Source organism: Paucibacter sp. KCTC 42545, from assembly GCF_001477625.1.
Classification (GTDB): domain Bacteria; phylum Pseudomonadota; class Gammaproteobacteria; order Burkholderiales; family Burkholderiaceae_C; genus Paucibacter_A.
Genome location: NZ_CP013692.1, coordinates 3,951,661 through 3,966,947, shown reverse-complemented (window position 1 = coordinate 3,966,947; position 15,287 = coordinate 3,951,661). Strand labels below are relative to the sequence as shown.

Below are 15,287 nucleotides of genomic sequence, written 5' to 3'. Positions count from 1 at the left end.
GGTGTCATGAATCGCGTCGTCAAACTGGCATAAATTGAGGGCCTTGATTCGTCGCCTTACGCAATAAAACCCGAGGATTCCGCCATGAGCACCGCACGCACCACCCATCACGGCCTGCAAGTCGCCACCGAACTGGCGCAATTCATCGAGCAAGAAGTCTTGCCGGGTACGGGTGTCGACGCCGCTAAGTTCTGGGCCGGCTTTGACGCCATCGTGCAAGACCTGGCCCCAAAGAACATCGCCTTGCTGGCCGAGCGTGATCGCCTGCAGACCGAGTTGGATAGCTGGCACAGCGCCCACCCCGGCCCGATCGCCGACATGCCCGCCTACCGCGCCTTTCTGGAGCAAATCGGCTATCTGGTGCCCGCGCCCGGCGCGGTGCAAATCAGCACCGCCAATGTCGATGCCGAATTGGCCACCCAAGCCGGCCCGCAGCTGGTGGTGCCCATCTTGAATGCGCGTTATGCCTTGAACGCCGCCAATGCGCGCTGGGGCTCGCTGTACGACGCGCTCTATGGCACCGATGCCATCTCTGAAGCCGATGGCGCTGAAAAGGCCGGCCGCTACAACCCGGTGCGCGGCGCCAAGGTGATTGCCTATGCCCGCCAGGTGCTGGATCAGGCCGCGCCGCTGGCGCAGGGCTCGCACAAGGACGCCACCGGCTACCGCATCGAAGGCGGACAGCTGCAGGTGAGCTTGGCCGGCGGCGCAGTGACGGGCCTGGCCGATGCCGCGCAATTCGTGGGCTATCAAGGCGAGGCCAGCGAGCCGCACTCGGTGCTCTTGCGCCATAACGGTCTGCATCTGGACATTCAAATCGACCGCAGCACCGCCATCGGTGCCAGCGATGCCGCGGGCGTCAGCGATGTGGTGATGGAAGCCGCGCTGTCCACCATTCTGGATCTGGAAGATTCGGTCGCTGCTGTGGATGCCGAAGACAAGGTTCTGGCCTATCGCAACTGGCTGGGCATTCTGAAAGGCACCCTGACCGAAGAATTGGAAAAGGGCGGCAAGACCATCACCCGCCGCCTCAATGCCGACCGCACTTACACGGCGGCCAATGGCCAGGGTCAGGTCGTGCTGCATGGCCGCTCGCTGATGTTTGTGCGCAATGTCGGTCACCTGATGACCAACCCGGCGGTGCTGTATGCCAATGGCACGAAGGAGATTCCGGAGGGGATCTTGGACGCCGTGGTCACCACCACCATTGCCATTCACGACCTCCAACGCAAGGGTAATAGCCGCACTGGCTCGGTCTACATCGTCAAGCCCAAGATGCACGGCCCGGCCGAGGTGGCTTTTGCCAGCGAGATCTTCGGCCGCGTCGAGGCCTTGCTGGGCCTGCCCGCCAATACCGTCAAGCTGGGCATCATGGACGAAGAGCGCCGCACCAGCGTCAATCTGAAGGCCTGCATCGCCGCAGCCGCTAGCCGCGTGGCCTTCATCAACACCGGCTTCCTGGACCGCACCGGCGACGAGATGCACACCGCCATGCAGGCCGGCGCGATGTTCCGCAAGGGCGATATGAAGACCAGCGCCTGGATCGCGGCTTACGAGCGCAGCAATGTGCTGACCGGCTTGAGCTGCGGCCTGCGCGGCCGCGCCCAGATCGGCAAAGGCATGTGGGCCATGCCCGACCTGATGGCCGCCATGCTGGAGCAAAAAATCGCTCATCCCAAGGCCGGCGCCAACACCGCCTGGGTGCCGTCGCCCACCGCGGCCACCTTGCACGCCTTGCACTACCACCAGGTCAATGTGGCGGCGGTGCAGCAGGAGTTGGAAAAGATTGATGCCGACGCTGAGCGCCACGCCATTCTGAATAATTTGCTGCAGATCCCGGTGGTGGCCAAGGCCGAGTGGTCGGCCGCCGAGGTTCAGCAAGAGCTGGACAACAACGCCCAGGGCATCCTCGGCTATGTGGTGCGCTGGGTTGACCAGGGCGTGGGTTGCTCCAAGGTGCCCGATATCCACAATATCGGTCTGATGGAAGACCGCGCCACCTTGCGCATCTCCAGCCAGCACATCGCCAACTGGCTGCACCACGGCGTCACCAACGCCGCGCAAGTCAACGCCACCTTCGAGCGCATGGCTGCCGTGGTGGACGCCCAGAACGCGGGCGACGCGGCCTACCAGCCGATGGCCGGCCACTTCAAGACTTCAGCCGCCTACCAGGCTGCGCTGGATCTGGTGTTCAAGGGCCTGGTGCAGCCCAGCGGCTACACCGAGCCGCTGCTGCATGCCTGGCGCTTGAAAGTGAAGGCCTCCTGAGCGAAAAGTGATGCTGGAAAGGCTCGGCATGCCGAGCTTTTCTTCCAAGCCGCTGAGGCGCTTTTACAAAAGCCCCGCAGCTTTGCTGCGGGGCTTTTGCGTTTTGTCGGCGCACTTCTCTGGCGCGTTTGCTTTGGATGACAATGCCGGCCGCATCCTTGCGCCTATGCCGGGCTTTTTGGGCAAATAAAGGCCAAACGCCCAGCCTTCGTATGTCGATAAGCAGTCCCTCGCGGGGCAGCGTTCGACTTTTTGGGCGTGCGACAGCCGCACGGTAGTGGCGTGCGAGCATCGCGCGGGGCCGCCTGTGGCCAAGTTTTGGCATCAAGTGCCACATCATGCGATTCAGGCGGCAAGTGGCGATATCTCCCTGCCCATCGGGAATTTATGCAGAACGCCGTGAAGTTTTGCCGTTATGTCGCGTTCGCCGTGGGAAAAATTCCCTGCCATAACTTGCGACGTTTTTTACTTCCCCGTTGCACCTGAAACACAGGTGTTGCTGCTGTGTAAAGCGTGCCGACTTCAAGTTAAAGTTTTGTGAAGAAGTGCCGCTAGCCTCCACTAGCCATCTCATCAAGATCGCACCCAGGAGGCAAGTGGCTTTTTTTGTCCACCACTCCCAAAAGGATGCTCATGTTGAGGAATTGCAAGTTCAGCGCAGTCAGTGCGGCCGTGTTCACAGTTGTTGCTTTGTCGGCTCAGGCTCAGACGGCTCCTGCTCAGCAACTCGAGCGCGTCGAAGTGACCGGCTCGAACATCAAACGTTTGGCAGCTGAAACCGCGTCGCCCGTGACCGTGGTGACACGTAGCGAGATCAAGCAAACGGGCGCGAACACCGTTCGCCAAGTGCTGGACACCATCACTTCCACCACCACGAACGAGATCAGCGACAACGGCAACTCCACCAGCTTCGCCGCTGGCGCCACCGGCGCATCCCTGCGCGGCTTGGGCAAGGGCGCAACCTTGGTGCTGATGAACGGCCGCCGTGTCGCCTATTACGCCTTGGCCGATGGCGCCAAGGAAACCTTCGTCAACGTTGACTCCATCCCGGCCGACGCGATCGAGCGCATCGAAGTGCTGAAGGACGGCGCATCCGCTGTCTATGGCTCTGACGCCATGGCCGGTGTGATCAACATCATCACCCGCAAAGATTTCGAAGGCGTTGGCGTCAGCGCCAACTACCAAACCGGCGTCAGCCCAGCGCTGCAGAAGCAAGCCACGGCCAGCGTCGTCGCAGGCTTCGGTAACCTGGCCAAGGACCGTTTCAACGTCTTGGTGAACGCCGAGTTCTACAAGCGTGAAGGCTACACCCTGGCCGACGCGCTGAGCTCGTACGCCCCTTATCACAAGCAAATCGTCAACCCAGCACTGGGTGACCCGAGCCTGACGTCTTACCCTGGCAATTTGATCAAGGGCAAGGTCGTCAATGGCTCCTTCGTGCAAGCCACCAGCGGCGCGCGCGTACCGGTGCCGAGCTGCCCGGCCTCGCAGAAGAACTCGGCCGGTGCTTGCACCACCGATATCAATAGCCTGAACCAGTCCTATGACCCAGCCAAGCGCATGAACTTGTTCGCTTCCGGTCGTTATCTGGTGTCGGACACGATTGAGGCTTTCGGCGAAGCGTCTTACTCCAAGACCACGACCGACTACCTGGCACTGCCTTACGGCATGAATGCACCGGGCACGCAGTTCAAGTGGTTCGACGGCAATAGCAAGAAGGTTCAGCTGGTCAACAAGCCCCTGCTGGCTGCCAACAACCCGGCCAACAACACCGGTGGCGTTGCGGGTCTGGAATACCGCTTCATGGACGACCTGGGCATGTGGTCCACGCCGGCTGATGCCAGCCAGTACCGCGTCCAAGCCGGCTTGAAGGGCACCTTCGGCAATTGGGATTGGGAAACTGTGATCGGCCGCATTGGCGCCGATGGTCAGAAGGATGGTATCGGCGCACATCGCACCGATTTCATCAATGCCGTCAGCAGTGGCGAGTACAAGATCGGTGGCGCCAACAGCTCTGAGCTGCTGGGCCGCATGTTCCGTAAGCACGGCATGGAAGGTTCGAACAGCACGAACTACATCGACGCGAAATTGAGCGGCGAGTTGTTCAACCTGCCGGCCGGCGCCGTGATGGGTGCCTTCGGTGTTGAGCACCGCGAGGAAAGCGTCAAGATCAAGTCGACCGAAAACCTGCTGAATGCTGAAATCATCAGCACCGGCTCGGTCTGGATCGAGGGTGATCGCAAGCAAGACGCCGCTTTCGCCGAAGTGGAAGCGCCTCTGTTCAAGGGCTTCACTGCCAATGCTGCTGTGCGTTACGACAAGGCCACTGGCTTTGACGGTCACTTCTCGCCCAAGCTGGGTGCTCGCTTCGAAGTGCTGCCGCAAATGCTGATGTTGCGCGGTACTGTGTCGGAAGGCTTCCGTGCTCCTAACATTCCGGAAACGCTGGGCAAGGTTGGCCTGACCGGCTTCTTCAACAACACCGTTGACCCGAAGCGCTGCGATACCGCCACCAAGATCCGCGACATCCTGAAGAACGGCGATGCCAACGACAAGCAAGACGCGACCTCGGCCTTCAACTCGGGCTGCTTGGTGTCGGTGCCGGCCATGATCTCGGCCAACCCGAACGTCAAGCCTGAGCTGTCGCGCAGCGCGACCGTCGGCTTCGTCTTCGATCCGACCAAGAACCTGTCGATCGCTGTCGATTACTACAAGATTGAGCGCCGCGACGAAATCGCCTATCGTGATCCGGACTATGTGCTGGCCCGCGAAGCCGATGCCGGCTACAAGGACTTGATCGCTCGCGTGCCCGTCAGCGGTACCGATCTGGCCCGTGCAGCGCGCGCTAACCAGCTCGATCCCAAGGCCAATGTGTCCTGGGGCGCTGGCGAGCTGGTGACCTTGTTGCTGCAGTATGAGAACTTCGGTAAGACCGAGTCCTCCGGCATCGACTTCGACATCAAGGGCCGCGTCAGCAGCCCTGAGTTCGGTACCCTGAATCTGGGCCTGAACGCGACTTACGCATTGACCATGCGCGAGTGGGATATCGAGGCCAATGAGTTCCGTCCGAACCGCGTCGGCAATCGCAATGCACCGCGTCTGCGCAGCATCTTCAGCGTGGCCTGGAGCAAGAACGACTGGACCGGCGGTCTGCGTTTCAACTACACCTCGGCCACCAAGCTGAACAACGATGAAACCGACGCAGCCAGCTGGGGCGAAGCTGCCTGCCAGGCACGTCTGAAGCCGGGTGCTTATCCTTGCTACATCGACAGCTATCTGCGTACCGACCTGAACGTCAGCTACCGCGGCTTCAAGGGTCTGACCCTGGGCTTGAACATCGGCAACCTGATGAACAACCCCGCACCGGTCAATCTGCGTGACGGCTTTGCCCTGCGTCCGCGCACCGTCAAGGTGGGTGCTGAGTACCGCTTCTAAAGCAGTTCTTTCCCCTGACTTGTGAAAAGCCCGGCCTTTTGGCCGGGCTTTTTTTTTGCATTTGAAATCATGAGTCCCCGATTTTTGGGACTTTGAGCCGGGGCTCCCCAGTCCTGGGACTTTGTCTTCGGTGCGGCCGGAAAGTCACATTGTGCGAATAGTAGATCAAATGTGATCTACCACTGCCCGGCGCGCCCAGCCGATACAAAGCACAAATTCCGTGCCTCGCTTTTGCTTAGTAGGCCTTGATTCGCGTAAACAGCAACAAATCGGCTGTGAATTCCTGCGCTTCATATATTTATTTGGGCGCTATGCGCCCTTCTTTGTCTGGGGTCGCTGCTTGGCGCCGTCCGCCGCTCTGTGGCGTTAGCCCCATAGGTATTGACCCTTGATTCCCCTGAGCGTCGCTGCTCCTAGACTCGCGGCGCACCATTCTGCTGGGGCCAGCGATGTCTATTCGATATCTGCGCGACCGCGGCAATCGCTTGGCAATCCGCCAAATCTACGGAGAGAAATCGTGTTGTTTAAGAAACCCAAAATCAGCGTTGTCGGCGCTGCCGTCTATTTGTCCCTCGGCGCACTTGCCGCCCCCGCCTTCGCCCAGCAGGCCGCCGGCCAGCAGCTCGAGCGTGTTGAAGTCACTGGCAGCCGCATTCTGTCGATGAATGCCGAATCGGCCGCGCCGATCCAGGTGATGACCTCGGCGGACATCGCCGCTTCGGGCGTGGCCAATGTGCAGGAATTGTTGGCCAAGAGCCCGCTGTTCGTGCCCGGCAATAGCCGCACCAACTCCAACTTCCAGACATCGGGCGCTGGTGTGTCGACCATCGACCTGCGCGGCCTGGGCGCTGCGCGCACGCTGGTGCTGGTGAATGGCCGTCGCTACATCTCGGGCGTCCCTGGTTCGTCCGAGGTCGACCTGAACACCATCCCGACCGACTTCATCGAGCGCATCGAAACCCTGACCGGTGGCGCATCGTCAACTTATGGTTCGGACGCCGTTTCGGGTGTGGTCAACATCGTGCTGAAGAAGGCCTTCGAGGGTCTGGTTCTGAACGCACAAGCCGGCCGCAGCACCAAGGGCGATAACGACAAGAAGATTGTCAGCGCCACCCTGGGCTCCAACCTGGCCAACGGCAAGGGCAATTTGATGGCCCACATCGCCTTTACCAAGGAAGGCGCTGTGTACGCGCGTGACCGCGGTTGGGACACGGACGACATCTCCACTGCTCAGCTGACTGGCGATGCAGCCGACATCTTCTCGGTGACCAAGCCTTTCTACTCCAGCTTTGCTCCGCAAGGCCGTTTCTTCTACGGCCCGAAGCGTGCTAACGGCACTTATGCCAGCTACACCTACGACGCTGCCGGTAAGGAAATCCCCTTCTCGACCAACGGCCCTGATGGTGACGGTGTGGGCGCGACAGGCTTCAACCGCCAGTACTACCGTGCCATCGCAGTGCCGACTGATCGTTTCCTGCTGGCCACCAAGGGTGACTATGCGCTGAACGATCAGCACACGGTGTTCTTCGAAGGCACTTATGCCTCGACCAAGACCAAGTCGGACATTGAGCCCTTCCCGTTGGATTCGATCAATATCAACAAGGCTTCCGGTGGTTTGATCCCTGCCGAATTCATGGTGGGTGGCGTCAAGATGCGCAACCCCTTGGTGCCGGACTATCTGTACTCGCGTGCAGTCGACCGTGACGGTGACGGCTTGAAGGACTACAACTTCACCCGCCGCATGTCTGACTTCGGCGGTCGCACCTCCACCGCCGAACGTGACACCTTCCGCGTCCTGACCGGCGTGAAGGGCGACCTGACCAAGTCCTGGTCCTACGAGGCTTTCGCTTCTTACGGCTTCACCAAGGAAGGCCAGACCGGTACCGGCCAGGTCAATGTCCTGAACTTCCGCAATGCGCTGGAAGCTGTGGCTGACGTCAACGACGTCAACGGCAATGGCAACCGCACCGAGGCGATCTGTTTGGATGCCAACGCCCGTGCGCAAGGCTGCGTCCCCGCCAATATCTTCGGCAAGGGCACATTGAGCGCCGACGCTGTCAAGTACATCAATGCACCAAGTTCGCTGAACACCAAAATCACCCAGAAGGTGGTGGGTGCTTCGGTGAGCGGCGAGGCTTTTGAGCTGCCGGCCGGCCCGGTCGGCATCGCTGCCGGCGCTGAGTGGCGTGAAGAGACGTCCAGCACCTCCTACGATGCACTGACGCAAGCTGGCCTGAACGCTGGCAATGCATTGCCCAACACGCAAGGCAGCTTCAACGTCAAGGAAGCTTTCGTCGAAGCCAAGCTGCCTCTGCTGAAGAACCTGCCTTTTGTTCGCAATTTGGATGCATCCGCCGCAGTTCGCGTCGGTAAGTATTCGTCTGTGGGCAATGTCACCAGCTGGACCGGTGGTCTGGATTGGGCCGTGAACACCATGGTTCGCGTGCGTGCCAACACGGCCGTGTCGACCCGTGCTCCGAATGTGGGCGAGCTGTACTCGGCTCCGGCTCAAACCTTCCCCTCGGGCATCTCTGACCCATGCGAAGGCGCGAAAGCAACTGGCACGACAGTGACCGACATTGCTTGCCGTGCTGACGCAGGTGTGGCCGCCAATATGGCAGCCAATGGCGGTGTGTTCACGCTGAACCAAGCTGACAAGCAAGGCATGAGCGGCTATGACAGCGGCAATCCGAACTTGAAGGCTGAAAAGGGTACATCCACGACCCTGGGCATCGTTATCACGCCCAAGTCGGTGCCTTTGCTGAAGAACTTTGCCTTTACGGCCGACTACTTCGACATCAAGGTGACCGAAGCTATTGGCTCGCCTGGCCGTACCTTCACGCTGAACCAGTGCTATGCCGGTGGCGATCAGAGCTTCTGCAAGTTCATCGTGCGTCGTCAAAACACTGCTGGTTCCAACAGCGCCGGTTCCTTGGAGTATGTGAACCAGACTCAGGAAAACTCCGGTGGCCTCGGCACCCGTGGTGTTGACGTGACTGCTGCTTACAACGAGTTGGTTGGCCCTGGCCGCCTGAACGCCAAGCTGGCTTACACCTACCTGATCAAGTCCTACTATGTGCCACGTCCTGGCGCAGATACCGACTACTCGACGGGTGAAGTTGGCTCGGCTCGCAACAAGTGGACCCTGAACCTGGGCTACGACTTTGGCAATATCGGCCTGAAGGCTACGACGACCTTCATCGGTCAGTCCAAGCTGGACGATCAGTACATGACTGACTTCCCTGATGCCACAGCCAAGCAGTCCCAAGTTGCTTCCAAGACTTACCTTGATCTGCAAGGTTCGTACACCATGGGCAAGGCTCAGTTCTACCTGGGTATCGACAACGCTTTGAATACAAAGGCGCCGATGATCCCCAGCGGCGTGAGCGGCAACACCACGGGTACGCAGACCAATGCCACGATCTATGACGTGCTGGGTCCGCGCTACTACGTTGGTATCCGCTACAGCATGTAAGTTGGCCTGACGCGCTGATTGCAAGATCAGCGCTGTGATTGCCCGAACCGGCACATTGCTTGCGATGTGCCGGTTTTTTTTGCCTGTTTGACGGCGGAAATGCCTGCAGGCTTGTGACTCAAGCATTGCCTAGAATGCCCGCTCGTTCAGAGGAAGACAGAAAGATAGAACAATGACAGCAGACCAGCCCCGTCAAGCCGACTCAACTGGCGCGAACGCCGCAGTGCCGGATCGTTGCGATGTGCTCATCGTCGGTGCCGGCCCGGCCGGCAATGCCTGCGCGCGGGTGCTGGCCCAAGCCGGGCTGGATGTGCTTTTGGTGGATCAGCAACCGCAGGGGCGCGACAAGATTTGCGGCGACGGTTTGATCCCCGATGCCCATGCGGCGCTCAAGCGTCTGGGGCTGTTGGATCAGGTGATGAGCCAGTCCCAGCATGTCACCCATGTGGGCTGCATCGGGCCGCGCGGCGGGCGCATCGATGTGCCGGGTTCGCTGGCCGTGTTGCCGCGCCGGCAGCTGGACAATTTGATGTGCCAGGCCGCGCAAGACGCCGGCGCCAAATTCCTGGCTCCGGCCCGCTTCGAGAAGCCGCTGGAAGACGGGCAGGGCCGCGTCAACGGCGCCTTGCTCAAGGTGGGTGATGCGCTGGTGGAAGTGCAGGCGCAGTGGCTGATTCTGGCCACCGGCGCGGTGCCCAAGGCGCTGCAGGCGGCCGGCATGTGCGAGCGCCACACGCCCAGCGGCGTGGCCTTGCGGGGCTATGTGCGCGCCCCCGAAATGGTGGGCAAGATCAAGGCGCTGGAAATCGTCTGGGGTGAGGCGGTGCGGCCCGGCTATGCCTGGATCTTCCCCGCGCCCGACAACTGCTTCAATATCGGCGTCGGCGTGACCGACAGCCATTCCGCCGTGGGCGGCAAGGGCAGCAAGAAAGAGCTGAACTTGCGCAACATCCTCGACGCCTTCGTGGCCAGCTATGCGCCTGCCGCCGAGCTGATGCGCGTGGGTGAGGTGGTGGGCGACTTCAAGGGCGCGCCGCTGCGCTGCAGCTTGAATGGCGCACGCTGGAGCCGCCCTGGCTTGATGGTCACCGGCGAAGCCGCGGGCAGCACTTATTCCTTCACCGGCGAAGGCATTGGCAAGGCGATGGAAACCGGCATGCTGGTGGCCGACGCCATCCTGGCCGGCCGAGCCAAGAGTCAAACCGAAGGCGAGGTGCGCCAGGCCTATGAGCTCAGCCTCAAGGCCTTGAAGCCCAAGTTCGACCTCTACCACCGCGCCAACCGCGTCAATGCCTTCCCCTTGCTGGCGGACATTTTGATCTGGCGCGCCCAGCGCAGCCCGCGCCTGCTGCAGCGCATGAGCGGCGTGCTCAATGAGACCAGCAACCCGGGCAATCTGGTCAGCCTCAAAGGCTTCTCGCGGCTCTTTCTCGAATAAGGGGCGCGTAGTCCATGTGTCAACTCCTGGGCATGAATGCCAATACGCCGACCGATGTGATGTTCAGCTTCACTGGCCTGGCCACGCGCGCGGAGGAGCACAAAGACGGCTTCGGCATCGCCTTCTTCGAGGGCCGTGGCCTGCGCCATTTTGTTGACCACCACAGCGCCCGCGTCTCGCCGCTGGCCAAGCTGGTGCAGGACTATCCGATCAAGAGCGATAACGTCATCGCCCATATCCGTAAGGCCACGCAGGGCCAGGTGGCCTTGGAAAATACCCATCCCTTCCAGCGCGAGCTGTGGGGGCGCTACTGGGTGTTTGCGCACAACGGCAATTTGAAGGATTTCCATCCCCGTTTGCACGCCGCCTTTCGGCCGGTGGGTGACACCGATAGCGAGCGCGCGTTCTGCTGGCTGATGCAAGAGTTGGCCAAAGCGCATTGCGCCGTGCCCAGCATTGAGGAGCTGACCCACACCCTGCGCGAGCTCTGCCCGCAGCTCAATGCCTTCGGCACCTTCAATATGCTTTTGTCCAACGGCCAGGCGCTGTGGGCGCATGGCTCAACCCATCTGCATTACCTTTTGCGCCGCCACCCGTTCGGGCGGGTGCATTTGCAAGACGAAGACCTCAGCATGGACTTCGCCTCCCACACCACGATGCAAGACCGCGTGGCCATCATCGCCACCGAGCCGCTGACCCGTGACGAGCCCTGGGTGGCATTTGCGCCAGGCGAATTGAAGGTGTTTGTGGACGGGGTTGTGCACGCCTGAGCGCGCTTTTCTAGCCGCTTGCCTCAAGTGCAACCCCTCGAAGCCGGCCATTCAACGCCGCAATCCGCAGCTCGCCGCATCGGCCGCCGCTGCGCAGCAAGCCTGACCTAGACTGCGCCCATGACACAGGACAACAAGTTCAGCCTGCATTGGAGCCAGTGGGTTTGCCCCGGCCCACGGCGCAAGTTCAGCGCCGATGAAATGGCGCGTGCCGGCCAGCAACCCTGGCCCAAGGCGATTGACGGCTATGTGATGAGCAATGTGGTCGTGCTGCTGGCGATCAATTACGTCGAGATGTCGCGCCACTGGGCCGTGTTGATCTGCCTCAGTGTTCTGGCGGCGAACTATGCCGTTTTGGCCGTGGCGCGGCATTTGTGGCGTGCGCCGACGCGGCTGAATCTGAACCTCAGCACTCTGGTGCTGGCTCTCGTCACTATTGGTTTGGAGCTGCTGTTCAAGTTCTGGCCGCCTTTGCAGCTGGAGCAAAAGGCCTTGCTGGTGACCAGTGCGGCCATGCTGGGTGGCATGGTGATGGTTGCGCTGGCCTGGTGGTTTTTGATCATCTTGCGGGTGCAGCAGATCGAGGCCCGCCTGCGCGAGCTGGACGAGCAAGCACGCAGCGTGCAGCTGGCCCGCCGCCTGGCCACAGCGCAGATTCAGCCGCATTTCCTTTTCAACACCCTGGCTTCGGTGCAGCACTGGGTGGATACGCAAGACGCCCGTGCAGGCAGCACGCTGCGTGCCTTCACGGCTTATTTGCGCGCCACCTTGCCCATGTTTGAGCGTGAAGCGCTGAGCCTGGATGAAGAGTTGCAGATCGTGCGCAACTACCTGCTGGTGATGCAGGCCCGCCTGGGCAGCCGCTTGAGCTGGACGATTGATGCCGACCCCGCCCTGGCCCAGCTGCAACTGCCGCCGGGTTTGCTGCTGACCTTGGTGGAGAACGCCATCGGCCACGGCATCGAGCCCAGCTTGCGCGGCGGCAGCATCGTGGTGCGTGCCCAGCAAGCGTGCGATTTGCTGCGCTTGGAAGTGCAGGACGACGGTGTTGGCTTGTCTTGCACCGCAGATTCAGCCCCCGCTGCATCGCCCCCCGGTACTGGAGGCGTAGGTCTCAGCAATGCCCGCGCCCGCCTGGCCCAGTTGCACGGTGCGGCCGCCCGTTTGAGCCTGCTGGCGCAAACGCCCGGCTGCCTGGCCTGTGTCGAAATTCCCAAGGCGAAAGAACACGCATGAGCGCAAAGACAAGGATCACCGCCCTGATTGCCGACGACGAAGAAGCCCCGCGCGAACAGCTGCGCGCCGCCCTGCAGCGGCAATGGCCCGAGCTGCAAATCGTGGCCGCCAGCGAGAACGGTGTGGACGCCTGGGACGATGCCCTGGCGCATGAGCCGCAGCTGTGCTTTTTGGACATCCGCATGCCGGGCCTGAGCGGCCTGGAGGTGGCGCGCCGCTTGGCCGAGCTGGCAGAGCCGCCGCAGGTGGTCTTCGTGACGGCCTATGGTGACCATGCCTTGCAGGCCTTCGAGGCCGGTGCCATCGACTATTTGATGAAGCCGGTGGATGAGGCCCGGCTGGCCCAATGCCTGGCCAAGCTGCGTGCCCGCTTGGCTGCGCCCAGCGCCGCGCCGGGGCAAAGCCAGGGGCCTGATCTGCAGGCCCTGCTGCAGCAATTACTGCCCCAAGCCAAGCCGCGGCAGGCGCGCCCCATCCAAGCCAGCTTGGGCCGCGAGATCAAGCTGATCGCGCCCGAGGAGGTGATTTATTTTGAGAGCGACAACCGCTACACCCGGGTCATCCATCAAGGCGGTGAAGCGCTGATCCGCACGCCCTTGAAAGAGCTGTTGACCCAGCTCGACGAGGCGCAGTTCTGGCAGGTGCACCGCTCGGTGTTGGTGAACAGCCGCTGCATCGCCAGCGCCTTGCGCATCGACGAAAACAGCATGGTGATCACGCTGCGCGGGCGCGAAGAAAAGCTGCCGGTATCGCGCCAGTTCCAGGGCTTGTTCAAGGGTCAGTGAGGGCGCTCTGGGGCATTCGCTCTGGCGGGGTCACGCGCTTTGTGCACAATGGGCCGCGACACCGCTTTCAGTGAGCTTCCATGGCCGCCTTGCCAACTCCCCGCTTCGATGAGTTCTACCGTTACGAGCCGCTGACCGAGCTGCTTTTCGCCTTCGCCGAGGCTCGGCCCAATCTGGTTTCGGTGCGCTCCATCGGCAAGAGTTTTGAGGGCCGCGACATTTGGGTGCTGGTGCTCACCAATACCGCCACCGGGGCTGATGTGGATAAGCCCGCCTTCTGGCTCGACGGCAATATCCACGCTGCCGAGCTGACCGCGTCCACCACCTGTCTCTACTACCTTAACCATCTGGTCACCGGCTACGGCGTCAACCCCGAAGTGACGCAGCTGCTGGATACGCGAGCCGTCTATATGGTGCCGCGCCTCAACCCCGATGGCGCCGAGCTGGCGCTGGCGGATCGCCCGCGCCATATCCGCTCTTCCACCCGGCCTTACCCCTTTGACGAAGCGCCGGTCGACGGCTTGAGCGCCGAGGATGTGGACGGCGATGGCCGCATCCTCACCATGCGCATTCGCGACCCGCATGGCGGCTACAAAAAGCATGCGGAGGAGCCGCGCCTGATGGTGGCGCGCGAGCCGGGCGAATTCGGCGGCGAGTACTACCGCCTGATCCCCGAGGGCTTCATCAAGAACCACGACGGCCTGACCGTCACGGTCAACAAGGATCGCGAGGGCCTGGACCTGAACCGCAACTTCCCCAGCGAATGGCGGCAGGAGTACAAACAGGTCGGCGCCGGCCCTTACCCCACCAGCGAGCCCGAGGTGCGGGCGATGGTGGACTTCATCATTGCCCACCCCAATATTGGCGCGGCCATCAGTTATCACACCCACAGCGGCGTGATCCTGCGGCCCATGGGCGGCTGCAGCGATGAGGACATGATCCCCGAAGACTTGTGGAGCTATAAGCGCTTCTCGGCGCTGGGCGAAAAGCTCAGCGGCTACCCCGCCATCAGCATCTGGCACGACTTCAAATACCACCCCAAGGAAATCATCACCGGCACGCAGGACTGGGTTTACGAGCAGCTGGGCGCGCTGTTCTGGGTGGTGGAGCTGTGGTCACCCAATAAGGAAGCCGGCATTGAGGGCTATAAGTGGATCGATTGGTACCGCGAGCATCCGGTCGAAGATGACCTCAAGCTGCTGAAGTGGAGTGATGAGCAATGCGGCGGCCAGGCCCATGTGGACTGGCGGGAGTTCCATCACCCGCAGCTAGGTGACGTCGAGATTGGCGGTTGGGACAAGATGAACTTCTGGCGCAATCCGCCGCCGGCGCTGCGCGAACGCGAGGCGGCGCGCTTCCCGGCCTGGATGGATCAGATTGCGCTCTCGCTACCCAAGCTGGAAATTTTGCGTACCGAAGTCCGCGCGTTGGGCCCCGACACCTGGCGCATCCGCCTGGCCGTGGCCAATAGCGGCTATCTGCCGGCCTATGTGACCAAGCGAGCGCTGGAGCGCAAAGTGGTGCGCGGCGTGATGTTTGAAATCCATCTGCCGGTCAATCAACCCGAGGTCAGCCTGGTCAGCGGCAAAGAGCGCATGGAAGGCCCGCAGCTGGAGGGCCACGCGCCCAAGTCCAGCCAACAAGCCTTTCTGCCCAGCCGTGAGGTCACGGCCGACCGCGCCGTGGGTGAGTGGGTGGTGCGCGCCCCGCAGGGCACGCGCCTAGCGCTGACGGCCTGCGCCGACCGCGCCGGCACCGTCCGCACCGAGGTGGTCTTGGACTGAGTCCGCACACAAACGCCGGAAGGCGTTTGTGGCTGGCGAAGGCCTCGCCGCGATACCAGCGGCGGGGCTGAGCCCCCCACGCAGTGGCCGGCCCTC

General features: G+C 61.8%; 8 protein-coding genes. All 8 read left to right on the top strand.

Annotated features, from left to right (window positions below):
- Positions 1-84: 84 nt before the first annotated feature.
- The 8 genes from AT984_RS17010 to AT984_RS16970 all read left to right on the top strand — a co-directional run bounded on the left by AT984_RS17010 (position 85) and on the right by AT984_RS16970 (position 15,191).
- Positions 85-2,268 (top strand): malate synthase G, encoded by a 2,184-nt coding sequence (locus tag AT984_RS17010; RefSeq protein ID WP_058721124.1) that lies wholly within the window; start codon positions 85-87, stop codon positions 2,266-2,268.
- 672 nt (positions 2,269-2,940) lie between these two features.
- Positions 2,941-5,703 (top strand): TonB-dependent receptor plug domain-containing protein, encoded by a 2,763-nt coding sequence (locus AT984_RS17000; RefSeq protein ID WP_197418147.1) that lies wholly within the window; start codon positions 2,941-2,943, stop codon positions 5,701-5,703.
- A gap of 517 nt (positions 5,704-6,220) precedes the next feature.
- Complete coding sequence (locus AT984_RS16995; protein ID WP_231741449.1) at positions 6,221-9,178, top strand: TonB-dependent receptor domain-containing protein; 2,958 nt, start codon at positions 6,221-6,223, stop codon at positions 9,176-9,178.
- A gap of 223 nt (positions 9,179-9,401) precedes the next feature.
- Complete coding sequence (locus AT984_RS16990) at positions 9,402-10,616, top strand: NAD(P)/FAD-dependent oxidoreductase (RefSeq protein ID WP_231741448.1); 1,215 nt, start codon at positions 9,402-9,404, stop codon at positions 10,614-10,616.
- A 14-nt stretch (positions 10,617-10,630) separates the two neighbouring features.
- Positions 10,631-11,386: a class II glutamine amidotransferase gene (locus AT984_RS16985; protein ID WP_058721119.1), complete on the top strand. Its 756-nt coding sequence runs from the start codon at positions 10,631-10,633 to the stop codon at positions 11,384-11,386.
- A 120-nt stretch (positions 11,387-11,506) separates the two neighbouring features.
- Positions 11,507-12,622, top strand: coding sequence for a sensor histidine kinase (locus AT984_RS16980; RefSeq protein ID WP_058721118.1), 1,116 nt, complete (start codon positions 11,507-11,509; stop codon positions 12,620-12,622).
- Positions 12,619-13,407, top strand: coding sequence for a LytR/AlgR family response regulator transcription factor (locus AT984_RS16975; protein WP_058721117.1), 789 nt, complete (start codon positions 12,619-12,621; stop codon positions 13,405-13,407). Before AT984_RS16980 ends, AT984_RS16975 begins: the two co-directional genes overlap by 4 nt.
- Positions 13,408-13,487: 80 nt before the next feature.
- Complete coding sequence (locus AT984_RS16970; protein ID WP_058721116.1) at positions 13,488-15,191, top strand: M14 family zinc carboxypeptidase; 1,704 nt, start codon at positions 13,488-13,490, stop codon at positions 15,189-15,191.
- Positions 15,192-15,287 lie beyond the last annotated feature (96 nt).